Origin of the sequence: Catenibacterium sp. co_0103 (assembly GCF_004168205.1) — a bacterium.
GTDB lineage: Bacteria > Bacillota_I > Bacilli_A > Erysipelotrichales > Coprobacillaceae > Catenibacterium > Catenibacterium mitsuoka_A.
In genome coordinates, this window is the sequence record NZ_RCYB01000028.1 from 1 (window position 1) to 22,392 (window position 22,392).

At 34.4% G+C, this 22,392-nt stretch carries 21 protein-coding genes; 10 read left to right on the forward strand and 11 right to left on the reverse strand.

Features of this window, described 5'->3' with window-relative positions:
• The first annotated feature begins 326 nt into the window (after positions 1–326).
• From EAI80_RS06315 to EAI80_RS06325, 3 genes are read left to right on the forward strand one after another with little or no spacing between them, the layout of a single operon-like run.
• Positions 327–719, forward strand: coding sequence for an Hsp20/alpha crystallin family protein (locus EAI80_RS06315; protein WP_129981365.1), 393 nt, complete (start codon positions 327–329; stop codon positions 717–719).
• Between the two features lie 52 nt (positions 720–771).
• Positions 772–1,179 (forward strand): Hsp20/alpha crystallin family protein, encoded by a 408-nt coding sequence (locus EAI80_RS06320; protein WP_117459125.1) that lies wholly within the window; start codon positions 772–774, stop codon positions 1,177–1,179.
• 56 nt (positions 1,180–1,235) lie between these two features.
• Entirely contained in the window at positions 1,236–1,643 is a 408-nt protein-coding gene (locus EAI80_RS06325; RefSeq protein ID WP_129981366.1) for an Hsp20/alpha crystallin family protein, read from the forward strand.
• Between the two features lie 32 nt (positions 1,644–1,675).
• On the opposite strand, the gene EAI80_RS06330 is transcribed toward EAI80_RS06325, so the two are convergent.
• Entirely contained in the window at positions 1,676–2,632 is a 957-nt protein-coding gene (locus tag EAI80_RS06330; RefSeq protein ID WP_161220293.1) for an N-acetylmuramoyl-L-alanine amidase, read from the reverse strand.
• Positions 2,633–2,933: 301 nt separating this feature from the next.
• On the opposite strand from EAI80_RS06330, the gene EAI80_RS06335 reads away from it, so the two are divergent.
• The 3 genes from EAI80_RS06335 to EAI80_RS06350 all read left to right on the forward strand — a co-directional run bounded on the left by EAI80_RS06335 (position 2,934) and on the right by EAI80_RS06350 (position 5,381).
• Positions 2,934–3,626, forward strand: coding sequence for a nitrogen-fixing protein NifU (locus tag EAI80_RS06335; protein WP_006505048.1), 693 nt, complete (start codon positions 2,934–2,936; stop codon positions 3,624–3,626).
• A gap of 15 nt (positions 3,627–3,641) precedes the next feature.
• On the forward strand, positions 3,642–4,643 hold the full coding sequence (locus EAI80_RS06340) for a GGGtGRT protein (RefSeq protein WP_006505049.1): 1,002 nt from the start codon (positions 3,642–3,644) through the stop codon (positions 4,641–4,643).
• A gap of 573 nt (positions 4,644–5,216) precedes the next feature.
• A complete protein-coding gene (locus EAI80_RS06350; protein WP_238634469.1) occupies positions 5,217–5,381 on the forward strand; it encodes a hypothetical protein in 165 nt (54 codons plus the stop codon).
• Between the two features lie 82 nt (positions 5,382–5,463).
• Here EAI80_RS06350 and EAI80_RS06355 read toward each other — a convergent pair whose 3' ends face one another.
• The 7 genes from EAI80_RS06355 to EAI80_RS13805 form a co-directional block, all read right to left on the reverse strand.
• The gene (locus EAI80_RS06355) at positions 5,464–5,898 is read right to left on the reverse strand and encodes a hypothetical protein (RefSeq protein ID WP_129981369.1); all 435 of its coding nucleotides are present in this window, start codon (positions 5,896–5,898) and stop codon (positions 5,464–5,466) included.
• Positions 5,899–6,051: 153 nt separating this feature from the next.
• The gene (locus tag EAI80_RS06360; RefSeq protein WP_129981370.1) at positions 6,052–7,335 is read right to left on the reverse strand and encodes an amidohydrolase family protein; all 1,284 of its coding nucleotides are present in this window, start codon (positions 7,333–7,335) and stop codon (positions 6,052–6,054) included.
• Between the two features lie 117 nt (positions 7,336–7,452).
• Complete coding sequence (locus EAI80_RS13800; protein WP_238634471.1) at positions 7,453–7,842, reverse strand: LPXTG cell wall anchor domain-containing protein; 390 nt, start codon at positions 7,840–7,842, stop codon at positions 7,453–7,455.
• On the reverse strand, positions 7,817–11,035 hold the full coding sequence (locus EAI80_RS06365) for a family 20 glycosylhydrolase (RefSeq protein WP_238634472.1): 3,219 nt from the start codon (positions 11,033–11,035) through the stop codon (positions 7,817–7,819). The genes EAI80_RS13800 and EAI80_RS06365 overlap by 26 nt, the downstream gene beginning before the upstream one ends.
• Before the next feature lie 49 nt (positions 11,036–11,084).
• Positions 11,085–14,468: a family 20 glycosylhydrolase gene (locus EAI80_RS06370; protein ID WP_238634473.1), complete on the reverse strand. Its 3,384-nt coding sequence runs from the start codon at positions 14,466–14,468 to the stop codon at positions 11,085–11,087.
• A gap of 363 nt (positions 14,469–14,831) precedes the next feature.
• Entirely contained in the window at positions 14,832–15,500 is a 669-nt protein-coding gene (locus EAI80_RS06375) for a phosphatase (RefSeq protein ID WP_238634474.1), read from the reverse strand.
• Positions 15,497–15,703, reverse strand: a complete 207-nt coding sequence (locus tag EAI80_RS13805) for a hypothetical protein (RefSeq protein WP_238634475.1) — start codon at positions 15,701–15,703, stop codon at positions 15,497–15,499. The genes EAI80_RS06375 and EAI80_RS13805 overlap by 4 nt, the downstream gene beginning before the upstream one ends.
• Positions 15,704–15,892: 189 nt before the next feature.
• Here EAI80_RS13805 and EAI80_RS06380 point away from each other — a divergent pair, with 189 nt between their 5' ends.
• A complete protein-coding gene (locus tag EAI80_RS06380) occupies positions 15,893–17,002 on the forward strand; it encodes an aminotransferase class I/II-fold pyridoxal phosphate-dependent enzyme (protein WP_129981372.1) in 1,110 nt (369 codons plus the stop codon).
• Here the strand turns inward: EAI80_RS06380 and EAI80_RS06385 are convergent.
• Positions 16,999–17,529, reverse strand: coding sequence for a TetR/AcrR family transcriptional regulator (locus tag EAI80_RS06385; protein WP_129981373.1), 531 nt, complete (start codon positions 17,527–17,529; stop codon positions 16,999–17,001). The two genes, EAI80_RS06380 and EAI80_RS06385, sit on opposite strands and share 4 nt — an antisense overlap.
• A gap of 100 nt (positions 17,530–17,629) precedes the next feature.
• On the opposite strand from EAI80_RS06385, the gene EAI80_RS06390 reads away from it, so the two are divergent.
• From EAI80_RS06390 to EAI80_RS06400, 3 genes are read left to right on the forward strand one after another with little or no spacing between them, the layout of a single operon-like run.
• Positions 17,630–18,460: a DegV family protein gene (locus EAI80_RS06390; protein ID WP_129981374.1), complete on the forward strand. Its 831-nt coding sequence runs from the start codon at positions 17,630–17,632 to the stop codon at positions 18,458–18,460.
• A gap of 34 nt (positions 18,461–18,494) precedes the next feature.
• Positions 18,495–19,076: a chromate transporter gene (locus EAI80_RS06395; protein ID WP_192924013.1), complete on the forward strand. Its 582-nt coding sequence runs from the start codon at positions 18,495–18,497 to the stop codon at positions 19,074–19,076.
• On the forward strand, positions 19,073–19,618 hold the full coding sequence (locus tag EAI80_RS06400) for a chromate transporter (protein WP_129981376.1): 546 nt from the start codon (positions 19,073–19,075) through the stop codon (positions 19,616–19,618). The genes EAI80_RS06395 and EAI80_RS06400 overlap by 4 nt, the downstream gene beginning before the upstream one ends.
• Before the next feature lie 23 nt (positions 19,619–19,641).
• Here the strand turns inward: EAI80_RS06400 and EAI80_RS06405 are convergent, their stop codons facing one another.
• A complete protein-coding gene (locus EAI80_RS06405) occupies positions 19,642–21,375 on the reverse strand; it encodes an ABC transporter ATP-binding protein (RefSeq protein WP_129981377.1) in 1,734 nt (577 codons plus the stop codon).
• 38 nt (positions 21,376–21,413) lie between these two features.
• Positions 21,414–22,175 carry an HAD-IIB family hydrolase gene (locus tag EAI80_RS06410; protein ID WP_161220294.1) on the reverse strand — a complete coding sequence of 254 codons (762 nt, stop codon included), beginning with the start codon at positions 22,173–22,175 and terminating at the stop codon, positions 21,414–21,416.
• Between the last annotated feature and the right edge of the window lie 217 nt (positions 22,176–22,392).

The following is a 22,392-nucleotide window of genomic DNA, read 5'->3' on the forward strand; positions in this document are numbered from 1 at the left end:
TTGACCTTAAGAACATGATAAATGATTTATGAAATAAACAAAACAGATAGCAGAAAACTGCCCCTAAAAAGTTGACAGCATAAAAGCAAAGCCAGGAGTTCATACCCCTGACTTTTTCAAAGCTTGAGTAAACCCCAAGTCTATTTAGTTACTCACTAAGAACCTGCCAAATAGGCAGGTTCTTTTCTTTTTAGCACTTCGCAAAAGAAAGTGCTAATTTTTAGCACTCAAGTGTTGACTTTGCTAAAAGAGTGACTATAATAGTAGTTGTAATCGATAGAGAGGTTACTAAGAAATAAGAAAAACGTTGAGAGAGGCGAACAAATATGAAATATTATCCAAATTTTAGTGATGTGTTTGATGATTTATTTGATTCAGGAGTCAATACTACAAAAGCAAATACAATGTTATGTGATATTCGTGAAACTGAAAATACTTATGAAATGAATATTGCTCTTCCTGGATATAAGAAAGAAGATATTGCTTTGGAACTTAAGAATGGCTACTTAAAAGTATCAGCATCTGCTAAAAAAGAAGAAACAGCAGGACGTATTGTAAGACGTGAAAGATATAGTGGTAACTGTTCTAGAAGCTTCTATGTAGGTGAAGAATTTACCGAAGAAGATATCAAAGCTAAGTTTGATAATGGTGAATTAATGATTTCAGTTCCTAAGGAAGCTCCAAAGAGAGTAGAAAAGAAATCAATTACAATCTACTAATAACACGAGACGAAGAATCCCATGTTTAAATTTGATAAAGGAGATGTTATTTATGAGATTTTTACCTGGTTTCTATGATGTGTTTGATGATATGTTTGATGATGGCTGGATGAGTCCATCAACTAATGCAATGCAGTGTGATATCAAGGAAGTAGACAACAACTATGAAATGAATATTGCTCTTCCTGGATATAAAAAAGAAGATATTTCTCTAGACTTGACTGATGGTTATTTAACAGTTTCTGCTAATACTAATCAGGATAAGGAAGAAAAAGATAAGAATGGTAAGGTTATCAGAAGTGAACGTTATACAGGAAGCTGTTCAAGAAAGTTCTATGTTGGTGAGGGTTATAAAGAAGAAGACTTCACTGCTAAGTTTGAGAATGGTGAATTAATGATCACTTTCCCTAAGACTGAACCTGAAAAGATTGAAGAAAAGAAACCTATTATGATTGAATAGTTCATAACACGAGACGAAAAATCCCATGTTTAAATTTGATAAAGGAGATGTTATTTATGAGATTTTTACCTGGTTTCTATGATGTGTTTGATGATATGTTTGATGAAGGATGGATGAGTCCAACTACCAATGCAATGCAGTGTGATATTAAGGAAGTAGACAACAACTATGAAATGAATATTGCTCTTCCTGGATATAAGAAAGAAGATATTTCTCTAGACTTGACTGATGGTTATTTAACAGTTTCTGCTAATACTAATCAGAATAAGGAAGAAAAAGATAAGAACGGTAAGGTTATCAGAAGTGAACGTTATACAGGAAGCTGTTCAAGAAAGTTCTATGTTGGTGAGGGTTATAAAGAAGAAGACTTCACTGCTAAGTTTGAGAATGGTGAATTAATGATCACTTTCCCTAAGACTGAACCTGAAAAGATTGAAGAAAAGAAACCTATTATGATTGAATAGGCATTTGAAAAGGAAGTACGAGCTTCCTTTTTTTATACTGTTCGCATGTAATTATAGACCTGTTTCTTAAAACTCTCCCAGCTCATTGACCCAAACTGCCCTTCTATCATTGGTCTAGGACATTCTTTTCCTGACCAATCATGATGCATACGGAGTTGATCTACACTGAGGTTATATTGTTTTAATAATGCAGCTGCTAGTTTGGCTGCATTTTTTTCTGCCATATATAAATGGCCATCTGAATTGACACATATTTCTATCGCAATAGACGCACCATTACCTGGCATGACACCATCTCCAGCATGTCCTGCCTGCTGGTTAAGTGGTAATGATTGGTAGATACAATGATTATCCACTGTATAATGCCAGGAAGCAGAACGTACATTACCTGTATATTGAAGTTTAGCATGACTCAAAGCATCGGCTCCTTTACTTGTATTATCTGTTGTATGGATTGTAATATACAGCGGTCTCATAGCGTAATGTGTACGATGGCTACTTGCTTCAGGAATCATATAATCTTTGTAGAGTGGTATACCTGTCGTATTCTCTATAGAATTATTGACATCTATACTCACATATTGAGAAGAGACCCACCCCTTCCCTTCTATATACATATAGCGTCCTGCTTCTTTTGTGACATGATAACTTCCTGCAGGAGCAGTATTAGAAGTGGCATAGTAAGAGAATGGTGCACTATACAGCGTCTTAGAAGTACTAAATGTAATTGTATTAGAGATTGTAAGAGGATGTACACCCACATAACTCTTATGACTATATTTCTTACCATCTAGCCCTGTATAAGTCAGTCCATCAAAACTACTACATTCTATTGGTCTAGATAAGAGATGGTTACTTATTAATATATGATCACTTTTAATAATGACTTGTGTTGGTGTATAGCTAGGAAAACTAATAATAAGTAATACTACAACCAATATATTCTTCAGTATTCTCTTCTGTTTTATTGTCAGCTTTTGATGTTTCATAAGTTTATCCTTCTTCCATTGCATTGTCATTATAATACTATTACAAGATTATGAATAATTTTTTAACTTCACCAACCCATTAACATACTGTAATTTCCATTGATTCAAAAATGAAAACGCTTATTTTTTCACAAGACCTTTATAAGCCTAAAAATCGCTATTTTAAGCCCTTTTTATACTATTTTTTACATGCTGTTTTCTTGAGTTTCATTGACTTTAAAAGCATGGTGTCATATAATTTTGACAGGTGATAACCCTCACCTTGAATCAACAGTCATTTAGTAATGAAAGGAGTAAAAAAATGATTTATTCAAAAGAAGTTGAAGAAATGTATTGCGTTAAACAGGGCGGCAATCATGGTTGTGCCCCAATTCCTGAAGAAGGCAAATGGGTTTATTCTAAAGAAATCAAGGATATTTCTGCTTACACTCATGGTATCGGATGGTGTGCTCCACAGCAGGGTGCTTGTAAACTTTCTTTAAATGTTAAGGAAGGTATCATTGAAGAAGCACTTATCGAAACTATCGGATGTTCAGGTATGACTCATTCTGCAGCTATGGCAGCTGAAGCTTTAGTTGGTAGAACTTTACTTGAAGCATTAAACACTGACTTAGTTTGTGATGCTATCAATACTGCAATGAGAGAATTATTCTTACAGATCGTTTATGGACGTTCTCAGTCTGCTTTCTCAGAAGGTGGTTTAGTAGTAGGTGCTGGTCTTGAAGACTTAGGTAAAGGTTTAAGATCAATGGTAGGTACATCTTATGCTACTAAGAAGAAAGGTCCTCGTTACCTCGAATTAACTGAAGGTTACATTACTAGAGTTGCTTTAGATAATGATGACCAGATCATCGGTTACGAATTCGTAAATCTTGGAAGAATGATGGACATGATCAAAGCTGGAGAAGATGCTAATGAAGCTGTTAAGAAGGCAACAGGTTCTTATGGACGTTTTGCTGATGCTGCTAAGTACATCGATCCAAGAAAGGAATAATTAGGAGGTAGAACAATGGCTATTACATTTGAAGGTTATGAAAGAAGAATCAACCAGATCAATAAAACTTTAAACGAATATGGTATCAAAGATATCGAAGAAGCTAAGAAGATCTGTGATGATAAAGGTATTGATGTTTATAACATCGTTAAATCTACTCAGCCTATCTGCTTCGAAAATGCTTGCTGGGCTTACACTGTAGGTGCTGCAATCGCAATCAAGAAAGGTGATGTTAAGGCTGCTGATGCTGCTAAGACAATCGGTATTGGTTTACAGTCATTCTGTATTCCTGGATCAGTTGCTGATGACCGTAAAGTAGGTTTAGGTCATGGTAACTTAGGTTCAAGACTTCTTGATGAAGAAACTCAGTGTTTCGCTTTCTTAGCTGGTCATGAATCATTCGCAGCTGCTGAAGGTGCAATCAAGATCGCATTAAACGCTAACAAAGTTCGTAAGCATCCTTTAAGAGTTATCTTAAATGGTTTAGGTAAAGATGCTGCTAAGATCATCTCAAGAATCAATGGTTTCACATATGTTGAAACTCAGTTCGATTATTTCACAGGTGAGGTTAAAGAATTATCTAGAACTGCTTATTCAGATGGTGACAGAGCTAAGGTTAACTGCTATGGTGCAGATGACGTACGTGAAGGTGTAGCTATCATGCATAAGGAAGGTGTAGATGTATCAATCACTGGTAACTCTACTAACCCAACTCGTTTCCAGCATCCAGTTGCAGGTACATATAAGAAAGAATGTATCGAACAGGGTAAGAAATACTTCTCAGTTGCTTCAGGAGGAGGAACTGGTCGTACATTACATCCAGATAACATGGCTGCAGGACCAGCTTCATATGGTATGACTGATACTATGGGTCGTATGCATAGTGATGCTCAGTTCGCAGGTTCTTCATCAGTACCAGCTCACGTTGAAATGATGGGCTTAATCGGTATGGGTAACAACCCAATGGTAGGTGCTACTGTTGCAGTTGCAGTTGCTATTGAAGAAGCTAGCAAATAATTAATTCAACACTTAAAGTCCTGATTTATTCAGGGCTTTTTCTTTACTACAATGAATACAAAAAGAAGCAATAAGAACGCTGAATCCTGGAACTGAATAAAAAAGATATTCTTATTAATAGTTTTATGGGATATTAATGCAGGGACAAAGATCAACTTATTAAAGAATCAGGTAATATAGCCTAATATCTTGCCAAAGCAGCCACTGCATTAGATATTATTCTTGAGGGTAATCTTAATACACTACACAAACGATATCCTGATGGATTTAATACAGGTGCTTTTTTCAACAGACAAAGAGAGGATTGATTCTATTACAGAGTCAATCCGATTTCTTTAGATTTCATAATCAATGACACTAACTTTCTTCATCTTAGATCTTTCATTAAAGCTTTCATTTGAGTTAGAATATTAACTTCCAAAAAAAAACGCATATGATCTGGATCATTATCAATTTCCTAGTAAAAAAAGATAAGATCACCTGCTTTTCTATCTTTCCACTTTCCTTGATTCTTATCGTTGTTTGTATTCGTTTGAATAAATGCTATACTATGAGCAAGGAGAATTGATTGTTATGAAACCAATTAAAGATATTGATTCAGATAATAATAATGTTAGTCTTCCTGAAACAATCGAAAATAAGTTAAATGAAGCAGAAATAGATTATGAAGAAGGAAGAAATCATACTGAAGAAGAAATATGGGGAATGTTTAGTAAAAAGTATGGATTTGAGTTATAAAATATTATCTTAACTCTATGAAAAGGAAACAGTGCACAAAAAGAGGATTGAATCTGTACTTACAGAGTCAATCCTCTTTCTTTTAATTCCAATAATCTAAGTAATCATATTCAGTATAACTACTAATAGATGCAAATTTCTGATATGTATCTCTATCCATAACAGCATATTTACTTGTTTTATTCTCTGTCTTAGTCACAAGAACATTTGTATCTCTAGAAAGTCTATAGAAACGATACGTATTTCCTTTTAATACAACACTGTAAGCAGGTGAACCATAACGAGCTTTGCTTTCATCATACTTAGTAACACCTTCTGGTAACTGATCAATAAATTCTAAACTATTAATCTTAGAAGAAACAGAAGTAGACTTATATAAAGAATAAGCTGTCTTCTTTTCACCACTTACATCAGCCTTTAATAAATATGCATTAGAACTAGGGAATACAAATACAGCCATTACACCAATAAACAAACATACAATAATACCTGTAATTATCTTTTTCTTAGAATTCATTTTGTTTTCCTCCTCTTATATTATATCAAGAAGGTAAATCTCTCTTCTACTACATGTATATTATTAGTTAATAATTTTTTTGTTATAGATATAAATAATAGTGAACTCATATATATTGTGTGTAAATACTCAAAACCCCTTCGTCAGAAGGGATTATAAGAACTTATCTAATTCAGTTTTTACCTGTTCATTGATTTTATTAGTAGGATGATCAATTCTATGACCTCTCATGATAACAGATTCAATATGTCTTAATGCCAGTAAATCATCTAATGGATTATCCTTTGTGGCAATCATATCAGCTGACTTACCTACTTCAATAGAACCTGTCTCATCATCAATATCAGCCATTCTAGCCGCCTGTAATGTCGCACAATAAATTGCATATGCATTACTTACACCAACATACTTATGGAAGTAATATAGTTCTCTCCAGAAGTCATATTGTGTAATCCAAGGACATCCTACATCATTCCCTAATACAATAGGAATATCATTTTCTAATGCCTGTTTCGCACATTCTATAATTCCATCAAATACGACTTTACCATTGAATTGTTCTACTTCTGATGCGTCAGTAATAGAACGATCAAATAAAGCATATGGTAAGGCTGGTGATAATGTAGTACATAGGAATGCATGATTTTCTTTAAATAACTTTATCATATGATCATCGAGTTTTGCCCCATGCTCAATCGAATCTACACCATTTTCTAAAGCCACTCTGACACCATCAGATGATTCTACATGAGCAGCAACTTTAAAGCCTAATTCATGTGCTTTATCACAAACCGCTTTAACCATTTCAGGAGCCATCTTTAATTCTCCAGGAACACCCTTTTCCTTTGCATCTAGAACACCACCTGTAATCATTAATTTAATTAAATCGACATTTTGTTCCTTTGCTTTACTTACCTGTAAAAGTGCATCATCAATTGTTTCAGCTGCAATTGCTACACTCCCTGCCATATGACCATGAGGGACTGAAATGCCTTCATTACCTGCTAAAATACGTGGACCTCTCTTCTTCCCACAATTAATTTCATCACGTACACGTGTATCAAAATCTCTAATACCACCTACTGTTCTAATCGTAGTGACACCACTGAGTAACTCCATTTCCGCAAACCCACTCACCATATTATGAGCAATAGCACGAGTAAGTGGATTACTCATTAAGAAGTTTACTAACTTTGCATTATCTCTCTGTTTCTTTTGTGGTTTCCCATTACCAGCTAAGTGTACATGCATATTAATAAGACCTGGCATAATATAGTTCCCTTTTAAATTAACTACATTATAACCTGTTAAACCAGCTTCTTCTTGTAAAACAATATTCTTAATTTTTCCCTGTTCTACAAGAATAGCGTAACCTTTCTTAACCTGCATCTCCTTGGTACCATCTATTATTTTTCCATTAATATAAGCATCCTTCATTATGCTCATCCCTCTCTTATATCTATGATATCATATTCACTTCACATTATAATTTGTACATCTCACTTCTTTTGTAAGAAAAAAGAAGAGATAGCATTACACTATCCCTTCAAAGATTTAGTCTTTTTTCCTCTTCACAGATACAAAACCTGCTAGAGATAAAGCCATAGCAGATACTAATCCGAATAATGAAGTTGGATCACCTGTCTTAACAGTATCATCCTTCTTATCTTCTGGCTTAGTTTCAGGTTTCACTTCTGGTTTTGTTTCTGGCTTAATTTCAGGCTTTTCAGATGGTTTTTCTGGAACAGTTGGTTTTTCTGGTTCAATTACAACCTTTTCTTCTAAAGCATTTACTGCTTTAGTTAACTTAGCCACAACTTCATCCACTTCTACCTGAGTTGCATTTTCTTTGTCAAGACCCTTAGCTTCTGCAACAACATTCATTAATGCAGTCCAAGATTCTTCAGTATACTTAATTTCATCTAATTTTCTTAATTTCAGCAAGTTTTGCATCTAAAGCAGTTGTATCACCCTTAAGAACATCTAAGCCCTTAATAGCGTCTTCTAGCTTATTAGTTGCTTCATTAACTTTTTCCTGAGAAGCATCTTTGTTTTCAAATACAGTTTTTGCATCATTTAATGCCTTAGTAAATGCATCACGTGCTTTCTTCACAGCCTTATTTAATATTTCTTCAGAGATAGCTTCAGCTTTAGTCACTGCTTTTTCAAGATCAGCCTTATTTACTTTAGAAACTACCTTTAAGTTCTTCATAGCTGTACGTAATGCATTGATTACTTCCTCATTATTTAAATCTTCTCTTGCATAAGCTTTCTGTGCTTCTACTAATGCGTCTAAGAATGTATCAACAGAATCACTTGTCTTATCAGTTAAATCCTGATTATAAGCTTCTGTTAATAAATCTTTAAGTTCAGTTGTTTCTTCAACCTGATCATAAGTAAACTGTACTTCTGCAATCTTATACCAGCTTTCACTTGCTTCTTTCATCACAAGTTTTACATACTTCACTGACTGTTTATCAAATGTAAATGACTGTTCAAGAGTATCTGCAGTCATTCTTAAATTACCTACAGTTGTCCAATTTTCTTTATCTGTAGAAACCATGATATCAGCATTCTTAATAATATCTGAGCCTGGTCTTTCAGGTGCAGAGATCTTAATACCACTCATATTTACTGTCTTAGGTAAAGTAAATGTAATATGTTTACCTACCTTCTGAGCATCATTGAACCAAGCGAATGTCTCTCTATTACCATCAAACATCTTTTCATAGCTATATTTATCACTTGGAGATACACCTAACTGCCAATATCCATCAGATGCTTCAATACTAGGAACAGTACCATCACGTTTCATTAAACCATTTCTAGCAGCAACTAATGCATCATATGCAGTCTTTACTGCTTCATCAGTCACTTCTTCACCATAAAGAACCTTCTTGCCATTCTTTACAGTTTCTAAATATTCAGGATATCCTGATGCATATCCGTTATCAGCCATTGGGTTTTCTACTTCTACCCATAATGCATAATAAACACGTTTAACTGCTTTCTTCTTAGCGTTATTTAACGCAGTCAACATAGCATCTACATCCTGCTGTAATGCATCCTTATCATCATAAAGTTTCTGTGCTTCATCTAATGCAGTTTTATATTCACCTAGTGTTGCACCAATGTATACATTTTCATCTAAAGCATTATCTAAAGCAGCCTTTAAGTCAGTTTTATCTGTGTAGATTTCATAAGTAAAAGTGAAAGTATCACCCTTCTTACTATATGTACCAGTTGCACTATCTTTATCAGACACTAAACGATAACCATAAATCTTTTCAGCAGTGAAGTTATATTCATCACCGATATTACCATAACGAGTTACAGGACTCTTTAATTCCTTACCATCTTTATCTACATATTTAATAGTCACTTTACCTAAAGAATCAGCTGGTAAGATTGATCCAGAATCTGGTAAAGTAGAACCCTTATCAAATGCTGCAACATGTCCAAGCTTTGCATAATTAGCCTTAAACTGGTTATGAGAAATAATACTATTAGACTTTGTATTCCATGCTTTAGTAGCAAGTGCACGCATTTCATTTGCGATATCTTCAGTAATAGTATCTTCATCACATACATCAGCCTTATCACACCAGATTGCAAGTGATGCACCCTTAATAGCTGGGTTATCATCAGCAATAGTATTCGCCTGGAATTTACCTGGAGTCCATTCGTCAAAGATTAACTTATCAGAATTCAAATTATCAAATGAATGCTGTTTACGTCCATCATTTGGCATTGATGGTCTTAATACATAATAGAAGAAACTAGCATTTACGTTATAAATAGTATCATGACCCTTATCTAAGAATGTCTGAAGTTTTGCGATACTATAGTTCCAAGACATCTGACTCCAGAAATCAATACCAATATACTTATGCATTTTGATCATCTGTTTATTCTGTCCCCAGGAATTTTCTCCATAGTAGATACCATCATTCCAAATACGTGGAGTAAATCCTTTTTCATGTACATGTTCTGCTAAGTCATTGATATATTTCGCAATAACATCTTTCCAAGTTGCATTAGGATCAATGTTTTCTCTTGCATAGTTATCTAGTACTTCTTTGTACTGAGTAGTGAAAGGTGCACGGTCAAATTCCATATATTCATCCCCACCGATGTGGAAATCTGTACATCCTTTAAATAATTCCATATATTCATCATATAAGCTATAAATATACTTAATCGCTTCAGGATTAGTAACATCTAAACCTGATTTATAATTATTACCATATTTATCTTTCTGTCCATATTCTGGATGTGCTCTTAAAATCTGGTCAACATGGCCTGGAGAGTCAAATGATGGAATAACTTTCACACCATATTTCTTTGCTTCAGCAAGAATTTCTCTTACATCAGCTTTAGTTAAATGCTGTTCAGATACGATTGATGGATCTGTTTCACATTCAATACGGAAACCTAGGTTTTCTGAGAAATGCATCTGGATTGCATTCATCTTGAAGTAAGACATTTCTCTGATCTGTCTGATGAACCATTCTTTAGAAATATACTTACGAGCCATATCTACATGAATACGACGTTCAGCAACATTAGGGTAGTCTACGATTTCACCATAAGCTAAAGTGTTATTATTCGCAATTGAAAGCTGTTCAAGAGTACGTAAACCATATAATACAGCTGTTTCACTTGCACCAGTTAAATGGATACCAGTGTCATCAATTGTAATCTTATAAGCTTCTTTACTTGTAGTCTTATCAGTAATTTCTGATACAGGCTTAATATCAATAGTGATATCAGTTGGTGTTCCGTCCTGATTATAAAGCATAGCCTGAGCATCACTAGAAACAATCTGTTTTGCCATGAATTCAGAATTCACTAATTTAACAATTTCAGCAAGTCTTTCATTCTTTAAGTTAGCTTCATTAGCTACAATAACGAACTTTGAATCCTTAGTCATAACCCATGTCTTATCAGACGCATCTTTAGTATATGACTGTAGGATAGGTGTTGTTGCAGCAACGAGCTGTTCATTAGTCATTGTTCTTTCAATAATAGCTGATGTACCATTGTACGCTTGAGCCACAATAGCACCACTTGAAAGAGTCATAGAAGAAACGAGCATAACGCTCATTAACACACGTTTCATATTATTCTTGTTCATTGTATTATTCCCTATCAAGTAAGAGGCAGGCAAACCTGCCTCTTACGTATTAATTAAATTTTTTTCTTTTTAAAGAGATATAAACGATAGCTGAAACAGCCATTAATGCAACCATACCTAAAATCATAGTAGAATCACCTGTCTTAACAGTGTCATCCTTCTTATCTTCTGGTTTAGTTGCTGGCTTTTCAGTTGGTTTTTCTGGAACAGTTGGTTTTTCTGGTTCAATTACAACCTTTTCTTCTAATGCGTCTACTGCTTTATTTAACTTAGCTGCAGCTTCATCAATTTCTTTCTGAGTTGCATTTTCTAAGTCAATAGCCTTTACTTCTTCTACTACAGCCATTAATGATGCCCAAGATTCAGCAGTATATTTGCTTTCGTCTTTCTTACTAGCAGCTTCAAGAGCTGAATTAAAAGCTTCTGGATTACCTCTAATAACCTTTAATCCATCTAATGCTTCATTTAATGTCTTAACTGCTGCATCGATTTCTTCCTGAGTAGGTTCATCCTTCGCAAGAACAGCCTTGGCATCAGCTAATGCTTTGTTGAATACTTCAACGTTCTTTTTAATTGCTTTATTTACTTCTTCTTCAGTTAAAGCATTAGCCTTAGCAATTGCTTCATCAAGAGCATCTGTATTCACAACAGGTGCATCAACTAAACCTTCAATAGCCTTATTTAAGCGATTGATGACTTCTTCATTTTTGATATCTTCAGCCACTAATGCCTTCTGAGCTTCAATAAGAGCTTCTAAGAATTCATCTCTAGATGCAACTGTCTTGCCTTCTAAATCTTCTTCCTTAGCTTTTTCAATCAAGTCTTTTAATGTAGTATCTTCACCAATGGATTCTAATACGAACTCAACTTCAGAAATCTGATACCAAGCACCATATCCTGAATTGATGTAGATTCTTACATACTTTATTTCCTGAGCATCAAAGTCAAATCTCTTTTCTAATGGATCTGTACCCTTTAATGTACCTACTGTTGTCCAGTTTACCTTATCAGCAGAAATCTGAACTTCAGCATCACGTAAAATATCACCCTGGTCTGCCTGTACAACATTCACACCTGATAATTTTACTTTACCTGGGAATGTGAATAACACTTCATCCCCAGCTGTCTGGTTAGCACCAAACCAACACTTAGAATTACGGTTACCATCAATCATATTGTTGTATGAGTACCAGCCATAGTATCCCTTAGTTGCAGAAATAGTAGGCTTATCTGCAGCTTTTTTAATTAATGCTTTCTTCGCATTCATGATGTTATTATAAGCAGCTTCAGCTGTTTCAACATCTAAGTTTTCATCTTTAAGAGTGTTTTTTCCGTTATTAACGGCATTCATATAAGCCTGATATCCAGATGCATAAGCAGCATCACTTACTGGATAATAAGCTTCTACGTATAACTTATAGAATTTAGCCTTTACAGCTTTTTCTTTTGCAGTACGAAGTGCAGCTAATGTTTCATCAACTTTCTTCTGTCCTGCTGTAGGATCTTCTTTAACGTCTTTCGAAGCGTCTAAAGCATCTTTATATTCCTTTACTGTTTCAGGAATATAATCCTTAATCACTAATGCATTATTCACTTCTTTGATTAATGCTTCCTTGTCAGTAAATGTCTTATAAGTTAAAGTGATTGTTTTGTTTTCTTTATATGTACCAGTTAATGATTCACTTGCTTTTTCAAACTTATAACCATAAAGTTCCTTAGGTTCAATAGTGTATTCATTGTCCTTTAAGCCATATAAAGTTTCTGTAGGTTCAATTGTCTGTCCAAATTCATTCTTATATTCAATTGTAAGTGCAACAGACTGCCCTTCATAAAGAACCTGACCTGGTTCTGGTAGGACACTCTTATAACCAGGAACGCGTCCAATCTTATCAAATGCCTTCTTTACATCAGCATATTCAGGCATTGAATCTGATGTGTTCCACATCTTATAAGCAGTTGCACGTGTTCTATAGAAGATGTTATTGGCCACTGAATCCTGTGTCATATAACCTGGAACATCACACCAAACTGCATAAGAACCACCTTTTACAAAGTTTGCGTAAGGTTTGTTATAAGTCTGTGGAATACCACCCTGTAACGTTGAGAACTTACCTGGATTCCATTCTCTATAAATTCTATCTCCTTCAGGACATGCATTCTGTAACCACCAAGAAGATAATACATAATACATGTAAACATCAGAGAAGTTGATAACTTTGTTACCATTCTGTACAAACTTTTCGATACTTGCACAGTTCTGTGGAGCAGCCCAATAACAGATTTCGATATCTGGATCTAACTTATATCCAGTATAATTTCCATACATCACACCATCGTTCCAAGTTCTAGGAGTCATACCCTTTGACTTAGCGATTGCAGATACTTCATTGAAGTATTCCATGATCTGTACATACTGTTCATTAGAGAAGTTAGAGAATTTTTCTAAGAATTCATCTCCACCAATGTTAAATCTCTTACATCCAGCTTCTGAGAAGAAATCAATAAATTCTGTCATTAAATCGATTAAGAAGCCGCGTGCTTCGTCATTTGTAAAGATATTAAAGCACTGTGCTCTTCTACCATCAGATGGGAATAAGCTTGCACAGCTATAGTCAGATGGTAAATATCTTAGAACTGCACCAAGGTGACCTGGAGAGTCTAAAGATGGGATAACTTCGATATGATATTCATTTGCAACCCGAATAATTTCTAACATATCCTGTTTAGTGAGATACTGGTCATTTACATACTGGAAGCCATCAATTGCTTCAAGAGTATCACTCTGTAATCTGAAACCTTCGTTTTCAGAGAAATGAAGCTGAATTGAATTGTATTTCTGCCAAGATAAATCCTTGATTAATGAAATGATCCAATCCTTTGTGAAGAACTTTCTTGCACAGTCCAAATGGAATGAGCGGTCTTCAACATCAGAATAGTCAATAATATTTCCCTTAGTTAAAACATTGTCACCTTCAATTAACATCTGAATCACAGATGTTAAACCATAATAGATTCCTGTTTCATCTTCTGCAGAAATAGTAATATTATTCTTAATATCTACTGCATAAGCATCATTTTTACCAGTTAAATCTGGATTAGTTCCCATTTTTACAATGATGTCATTATCTGCAGCATTTTCTAATGTACCAAAAACAATCTGTGGTGCTTCTGCTAAAACACCTCTGTCTGCTAACTGCGAACTTGCACGTTTCAAATCACGTAATAGCACTTCATTATTAAGTGTCTTTTCATTTGAAACCACAAGTAAACGGCTTTTCTTTGGCAATGTAAATGTGTCTGAATCCTTTGTGTAGCTCTGTACATTTGGATAAATCACATTAGGTGCCGCAAAAGCTGGTGCAGCTGCAGAAGCAACTCCCGATAGCGCAATAATTGCAGCTAAGCCTACTTCAACAATTTTTTTCCCTTTCATTATTTCACCTCTTTCTTTGTTGATAAGACTAAAGATTTCACCTCCACTCTTAAATTTGATAGATTGAAACAAAAAAAGACCGCATTCACGATACCCTAAAAAGGGCGTGTGAATGACGGTCTTGCCTACTTAAAGTAACAATCCTTCGACATCAGTATACATGAGTTTTAAATGATACGTCAACAATATACGCTTACAAATTGTAATAAAATTACATTCGTATTTTTTTCATTATATAATTTATGTAAAGTGAATTTATATTGATATATAGTGGATTTTTTGAATGTCTATTATTTAAACACATCACTTAATATTTCTATACATTATTATTATATGCGTCTATTATAAGCCTAAATACGTTATTCAACCTATCCCAAGATACTTCTTCAAATTATCTTTTATCTCTTCTTCTACATCGCTATGATGTTCACCTAACTTAATAGATGGTTTTGTCTTACCATGGAAATCACTGCCACATGTATAAAGAATATTTAGTTCTTTTGCCTTATTATAGAAGTACCGATTCACTTCTTCTGAATGATAACTAGAGAAACATTCAACACCCTGTAGTCCTAATGTGACCATTTCATCCAATAATTCAAACTGTCCTTTAAGATTATTCCCCGGATGGGCTAAGACTGCAACTCCACCATGTTCATTAATCAGTTTAATTGTGTCTTCTAATGTAGGAAACTTAACCTCCGTATAACAAGGTTTACCCTGTGCATAATAATCCCAATAGAAATTCACAAAAGGATTATCACTTCTAGATCCATTTTCACGATAAGATTTTAATAATTCATGATCAATATAACGTGGATCATTTAATAAGGCTTCACCAAACATTTCCCCCGTATAAACACCATTAGAAGATAAGCCATCTAACTGCGCTTTATCTAATTCAAAACCAAGATTATTAGTCAATTCTAGTTTCTTTAAGCTGCATGTCTGTTCCTGTTTCTCAATACTTTCACCAAGCCTATTAAATTCTTCTGAATCATCAATGCCATATCCTACAACATGAAGATTCACACCCTTATAGGTACAACTAATTCAATTGCTGGTATATAAGTCATATCTAATTCCTTGCATCTTAAAGATGCTTCATTATTCGCTTTAATCCAGTTATGATCCGCAATAGCCATAATCTGGATACCTGATTCGTGACACATATCTACTAACTGTGTTGGTGTATACACCATCATCACTATAGAAACTATGCATATGTAAATCAATCATATATTTCCTCCTCGCATACACATTCATCATATCATGAACAACAAATCAACTTCAGATAATTCATATTCTGAAAATATATTTTATGTGACAAATATTAATCATTGTGATAATTTATTTGAAAAAGGAGTTGGTTTTATGATGTTATCTCATGTACTGATACATTTACTGATTCAGTTATAAGAAGAATGACAAGAGTATATTTAAAATATAACGCTATTAATTTATCTCAAGGTTTCCCTGATTTTGATCCACCCAAAGAAATATGTGATCGTTTAGCTGAAGTATCTCATGAAGATTATCATCAATATGCGATTACCTGGGGTGCACAGAACTTTAGAGAAGCACTCGCAAATAAACAGGAAAACTATATGGGTTTACCTATCGATCCTAACAAGAATATTGTTGTGACATGTGGTTCTACAGAAGCCATGATGACTGTCTGTGATCCAGGAGATAAGGTTGTTGTATTTTCACCTTTTTATGAAAACTATGGGGCTAATGCCATTTTATCTGATTCCAAACCTATTTATGTTCCATTACATCCCCCACTATTCAACTTTGATAAGAAAGAATTAGAAGATGCCTTTAAACAGCATCCTAAAGCACTCATTCTTTGTAACCCTTCTAACCCATGTGGTAAGGTCTTTACTAGAGAAGAATTAGAATATATTGCCTCACTTGCAGTGAAGTATGATACATATATCATTACGGATGAAGTCTATGAACATATTATCTATGCACCAAATAAACATGTGTATTTTGCTTCTCTTCCAGGTATGTTTGAAAGAACAATCTCATGCAGTTCATTAAGTAAGACTTATTCTATTACTGGATGGCGTTTAGGCTATATTATTGCACCTGAGCATATTATTGATGTCGCAAAGAAAGTACATGACTTCTTAACAGTTGGTGCAAGTGCACCACTCCAGGAAGCAGCCGTTGTAGGACTTGAATTTGGAGAAGACTACTATAAAGAACTACAGGCATTATATACACATAAGAAAGATTTATTCTGTAATGGTTTAAGAGAACTTGGTATTAAATATACCGAGCCACAAGGTGCTTATTATGTCCTTGTAGATATATCTGAATTTGGTTATGACGACGATGTGAAGTTCTGTGAAGATCTTGCTCGTATTGTAGGTGTAGGGGCTGTTCCTGGCTCTAGCTTCTTTAAAGAAAATGTAAATCACCTCATTCGTTTTCATTTTGCAAAGAAGGATGAAAGACTTCTTGCCGCATTAGATAAATTAAAAGATATGAAAAAAAAAAAAAAAAAGATGCCTCATTATTAAGGCATCTGTGGTGCACTTTCACTGATCATCTTGGCTACTTCCTGTGCCGAAACAAGTTTTCCTGTCTTTTCCCAATTAATAAATGTATTGAGTAAAGCACCTGCATAGTAATACGCACGATAAATCATATCTTTATGATCAGAATAGAGTTCTACCATGAAATGGTTGACTGCATTCACTAATACAGAATAAAGACCTTGTCTTTCCATGATAATAAAGAATGTCGCATACTGATCAAAGAATTCTATTGAAAACAAGATATGTGAATATTCCATAAAACGTTCTCCTTTAGGACGTTTTTTATGTTCTGTCAAATATTGAATAATGATTTCACGTAGATAGTCTTCTATCGCGTTCACCTTAGAATCATAATAATGATAATAAGTCATACGTGAAATACCAGCCTTTTTCGCTATCTGACTTACTGTAATCTTATCGAGAGTTTCTCTCTTCATAAGTTCTACAATCGCTTCTCCGATACACATTCTTGTAAATCTATTTCTTTGTGTTTTCTTATTTGCGTCCATAAACTGCACCTCTGAACAAATATTTACATAAACTTCCTCTTTGTAAATTGTATCATTTCACAATTTAAACTACAATAGTATTAATAGGGAGGTTTTTCGCATGAAAAGAAAAATTGTAGCTGACTCATCTTGTGATATGTGGGAATTAAATGGCGTAGATTTTGCGGTAGCACCGATTACTATTTCTACTGATAATAAACACTATGTAGACAATCAGGACCTAGATGTTCATTTAATGTCTGAAGATCTTGCAAGCTATAAAGGCACATCACATACTGCATGTCCAAGTGTAGGGTCTTGGTTAGATTGTTATGAAGGATTTGATGAAGTATTCGTTGTTACTTTAACTGGTTCTATGTCTGGCACTTATAACTCTGCCATGACAGCCAAAGGTATTTATGAAGAAGAAAATGAAAATGTAAAGGTCCATGTATTTGATAGTTTATCTACAGGTCCTGAAATGAGATTACTTATTGAAAAGTTAAAAGAAATGATTGAAGAAGATCTACCATTTGAGGAAATTGTAGAAAAAGGACAAGACTATCTTAATCACACCAGATTGTTCTTCGCATTAAAATCATTACATAACTTTGCGATGAATGGACGTGTAAGTAAAGCAGTTGCTTCTGCAATTGGTGTATTAAATATTTCTATTTTCGCAACTGCCAGTGAAGAAGGTACTATCCAGCAGATCAGTAAATGTCGTGGTGAAAAGAAAGTAGTGAAATCAATGATTGAACATCTTGAAAATGCAGGATACCATGGTGGTAAGATACGTATCTCACATGCAGATAATTTAAAACTTGCACATAGTGTCAGAGATAAGATTTTAGAACTTTATCCACATGCAGATATTATTGTATATCCAATGGGTGGTCTATGTACTTATTATGCTGAAATAGGTGGACTACTTGTAGGGTGTGAATGTTAAACCAGTTGAGAAACTGGTTTTTTTCATCTCTAAAATGTATAATACAGGAGATAGGAAGGTGAATACTTTGAAGAATAAATTAGTAAAACTATTCTTTTCTACTCTCTACTTAAGTGCTTTTACTTTTGGAGGTGGATATGTCATCGTCTCTTTAATGAGAAAGAAGTTTGTGGATGATTATCATTGGATTGATGAAGATGAAATGTTAGATTTAGTAGCTATTGCGCAAAGTGCACCAGGACCTATTGCGGTCAATGGTGCCATTGTAGTTGGATATAAGATGGCAGGACTTCTTGGTATATTTATTTCTGTACTCGCTACTATTATTCCTCCTTTTGTAATCATATCTGTCATTTCTGTTTTTTATGAAATATTTAAGACTAATCTGATTGTTTCTCTTATGTTAGAAGGGATGCAGGCAGGAGTAGGCGCAGTTATTGCATCTGTATGCTTCGAAATGGGTAGCGGACTGTTAAAAGAGAAAAATAAGCTTTATCCTATTATTATGATTGGGGCTTTTGTCACAAACTATATATTTAATATTAATGTCATGATAGTAATTATTGTTTGTATCATGATTGGATTACTTTGTTCTATGAAAGGGGTACAGTCATGATTTATCTACAATTATTCTTAAGTTTCTTGCAGGTCGGTGCATTTAGTTTTGGTGGTGGTTATGCAGCTATGCCGCTTATTAAGCAGCAGGTGATTACAGCCCATCATTGGTTATCTGTTTCTGAATTCACTGATCTTATATCTATTTCACAGATGACTCCCGGTCCTATCGCAATCAATTCAGCAACTTTTGTAGGAATCAAGATTGCTGGTATTCCTGGCGCAATATGTGCCACTATTGGCTGTGTATTACCTTCATGTATTATTGTAGGTATTATCAGTTATTTCTATCTCAAATATCGACATATGGATCAATTACAGAACGTCTTAAAGATGTTAAGACCAGCCGTTGTTGCTTTAATTGCGACTGCAGGTGTCTCTATTCTTACTACTGCATTCTTTGGCGAAAGTTTCAATATATTTAAGATCCATCTTGTAGTGATATTTGGTATATGTGTTATATTACTTACTAAGTATAAATGGGATCCTATTCTTGTTATGCTCCTTGCTGGAGTTATGAATACAATTTATTACTTTATTTAAAAAACGACCGCGAGGTCGTTTTCTTATTTCATCAATTCCTGTGTATGTACAAGTTGCGCATAAGCACCATTTTTTTCTAATAATTCATGATGCGTTCCTAGTTCAATGATTCTTCCTTCATCAATAACCGCAATTCGATCTGCATTCTTGACTGTAGATAAACGATGCGCAATCACAATAGTAGTACGTCCCTGTGATAACTTATCAAATGTTTCCTGAATCTTAGCTTCAGTGACACTATCTAATGCACTTGTGGCTTCATCTAGAATAAGTACTGGTGGATTCTTTAAGAATATTCTTGCGATAGAAATACGCTGTTTCTGTCCTCCAGATAATAATACACCACGTTCTCCTACATTAGTTTCAAATCCATCAGGCATTTCCATGATATCATCATAGATTTCTGCGAGTTTTGCAGCTTCAATGATATCTTCCATTGTCGCATCTAATTTACCATAACGGATATTTTCCGCAATACTATCCGCAAATAAGAAGACATCCTGAGAAACAACACCAATGTTGTTGTGTAATGATGTTTGAGTCACATCTCTGACATCATGACCATCTACTAAGATAGCCCCTTTAGTAACATCATAGAATCTAGGAATCAACTGAGATAAAGTAGTTTTACCTCCTCCTGAAGATCCTACTAACGCAACTGTTTCACCTGGATGAATATGTAAATCAATATCTGTTAAGATATTTCTATCTTCTTCATACGCAAAGCTGACATGATCAATATCAATCTGTCCAGATACATTTGTAAGTTCTTTTGCATCAGGACGATCTTCTAATTGAGGTTTTGTGTTAAGTAGTTCTACAAAACGATGGAGACCTGCAGTCCCATTCGCAAATAATTCCGCAAAGTTAGATAACTTACGTACTGGATTCACAAATGTAGAAACATATAAGCTAAAGGTAATAAGATCAATTGTATCCATCTTACCCTGCATAATAAGGGCTCCACCTACCGCAATAACGATCAGTGATAATGTACACATAAAGAATTCCATAATCGCATTAAATCGTCCCATAGCTTTATGGAATTGTTTCTTAGATGTTTTATATGTATCATTGGATGTATTGAACTTCTGTTGTTCAATTGTTTCATTCGCAAAAGCCTTGGCTGTTTTCATACCAGTGAGTCCTGATTCGATATCAGTATTGATGACTGCAACCTTCTGCTTAACACGAATTGAAGCTTCACTCATAGAGTGACGTGATTTCCATACAACAAGTATGAAAACAGGTATCATAATCGCAATAACCAAAGCTAAACGCCATTCAATTGTGAACATGATAATAATAGAACCAATAATAGTCACAGTAGAGATGAATAAGTCTTCTGGTCCATGATGTGCAAGTTCTGTGATATCAAATAAATCAGTCGTTAAACGGCTCATTAACTGTCCAATACGATTATTATCAAAATAACCATAACTTAATGACTGCATATGTTCAAATAAGTCTTTACGCATATCTGCTTCTACAAGAATACCAAATGTATGCCCATAATAACAAATTATATAAGTAAAGAATGAACGCACTAAATAAGCCAATAAGAAGATGATCATAACCATCCAGAATGTCTTATAAATACTATTTGGTAGTAATGTATACATACACCATCTAGAGACAAATGGAAAAGCAAGATCAATTAAAGAAATCATTAACGCACATGCAAGGTCTAGAAAAAATAGACGACGATGTGGTTTAAAGTAAGATATAAATGTTTGAAAATCCGTTTTTTGTTTCATAGTGATCCTCCCTCGGATTATTATGCCATATTTCAAACTTAAAGTAACTCATAATGTTTCAAAGCTTTATAGATTCCTTCATTATCCACTGTATCAGTGATATAACTCGCTTTCTCTTTTAAGACATCTACACCATTTCCCATCGCTATGCGTTGTCCTACTTCTCTAAACATCGCCTGATCATTATAACCATCACCAAATGCATAGGCATCCTCTTTAGTGAGTGAGAAATAATCAATAACATACTTGATTGCATGTCCTTTATCAAAAACAAGAGTCGATGTATCACATGAACCCATGCCACCATGATCATTAATAATTCGATCATCTTTAAACGCTTCTATCATCGCATCTCTCTTTTCTAACGTGTCATAGAAGAAGTCACATGTGTAATAAGTATCTTCTTCGTCTTTAATATGTTCTTCACCATATTCTTTCTTTACATGTGTGAGTACATCTCCTTCTAGATGATAAGGGCTAGAGAATGTATCAGAGACAAACAGTCCTCCACAGCCTAAGTCATCTAACTTCTTTCTAAGACTATCTATCTCTTCTAATGTAAATGGAACGCCATAAAGTTTTTCGCCCCTATAACTGATATAACGCCCATTACACGAAATAATACCTGAAACCAGTTTTCCAAAAAGATTCTCTGCATAATAAGGTGCACGTCCTGTACAAACAAATGTATCATACCCCTTCTCTTTTAATGCTTCTAACGCTTTCTGATTAGATTCTGGAATATGTCCATGAATAGCCAATGTACCATCGATATCAAAAAATAATACTTTTCTCATCATATAGTCCTCCCTTGTATCTATTCTATCAAAAAAATCAGAAGAGATTAATGTCCCTTCTGATTTATGTATGCATAATATTTTAATTGTGTCTTCACTTTTTGACTGATACATACAAATCCAAGTGAACACAAAATCACAAGTATATCTCTCATCATATGTATACCTCCTAGTTAGTACATACTAACTATATACAATTTAAGAGAAATATGCAAATGAT

Coding starts and splice junctions, on each gene's coding strand:
- EAI80_RS06315 (WP_129981365.1), top strand. CDS start 327: ATGAAATATTATCCAAATTTTAGTGATGTGTTTGATGATTTATTTGAT.
- EAI80_RS06320 (WP_117459125.1), top strand. CDS start 772: ATGAGATTTTTACCTGGTTTCTATGATGTGTTTGATGATATGTTTGAT.
- EAI80_RS06325 (WP_129981366.1), top strand. CDS start 1,236: ATGAGATTTTTACCTGGTTTCTATGATGTGTTTGATGATATGTTTGAT.
- EAI80_RS06330 (WP_161220293.1), bottom strand. CDS start 2,632: ATGAAACATCAAAAGCTGACAATAAAACAGAAGAGAATACTGAAGAAT.
- EAI80_RS06335 (WP_006505048.1), top strand. CDS start 2,934: ATGATTTATTCAAAAGAAGTTGAAGAAATGTATTGCGTTAAACAGGGC.
- EAI80_RS06340 (WP_006505049.1), top strand. CDS start 3,642: ATGGCTATTACATTTGAAGGTTATGAAAGAAGAATCAACCAGATCAAT.
- EAI80_RS06350 (WP_238634469.1), top strand. CDS start 5,217: ATGAAACCAATTAAAGATATTGATTCAGATAATAATAATGTTAGTCTT.
- EAI80_RS06355 (WP_129981369.1), bottom strand. CDS start 5,898: ATGAATTCTAAGAAAAAGATAATTACAGGTATTATTGTATGTTTGTTT.
- EAI80_RS06360 (WP_129981370.1), bottom strand. CDS start 7,335: ATGAAGGATGCTTATATTAATGGAAAAATAATAGATGGTACCAAGGAG.
- EAI80_RS06365 (WP_238634472.1), bottom strand. CDS start 11,035: ATGAACAAGAATAATATGAAACGTGTGTTAATGAGCGTTATGCTCGTT.
- EAI80_RS06370 (WP_238634473.1), bottom strand. CDS start 14,468: ATGAAAGGGAAAAAAATTGTTGAAGTAGGCTTAGCTGCAATTATTGCG.
- EAI80_RS06380 (WP_129981372.1), top strand. CDS start 15,893: ATGACAAGAGTATATTTAAAATATAACGCTATTAATTTATCTCAAGGT.
- EAI80_RS06385 (WP_129981373.1), bottom strand. CDS start 17,529: ATGGACGCAAATAAGAAAACACAAAGAAATAGATTTACAAGAATGTGT.
- EAI80_RS06390 (WP_129981374.1), top strand. CDS start 17,630: ATGAAAAGAAAAATTGTAGCTGACTCATCTTGTGATATGTGGGAATTA.
- EAI80_RS06395 (WP_192924013.1), top strand. CDS start 18,495: ATGTATAATACAGGAGATAGGAAGGTGAATACTTTGAAGAATAAATTA.
- EAI80_RS06400 (WP_129981376.1), top strand. CDS start 19,073: ATGATTTATCTACAATTATTCTTAAGTTTCTTGCAGGTCGGTGCATTT.
- EAI80_RS06405 (WP_129981377.1), bottom strand. CDS start 21,375: ATGAAACAAAAAACGGATTTTCAAACATTTATATCTTACTTTAAACCA.
- EAI80_RS06410 (WP_161220294.1), bottom strand. CDS start 22,175: ATGATGAGAAAAGTATTATTTTTTGATATCGATGGTACATTGGCTATT.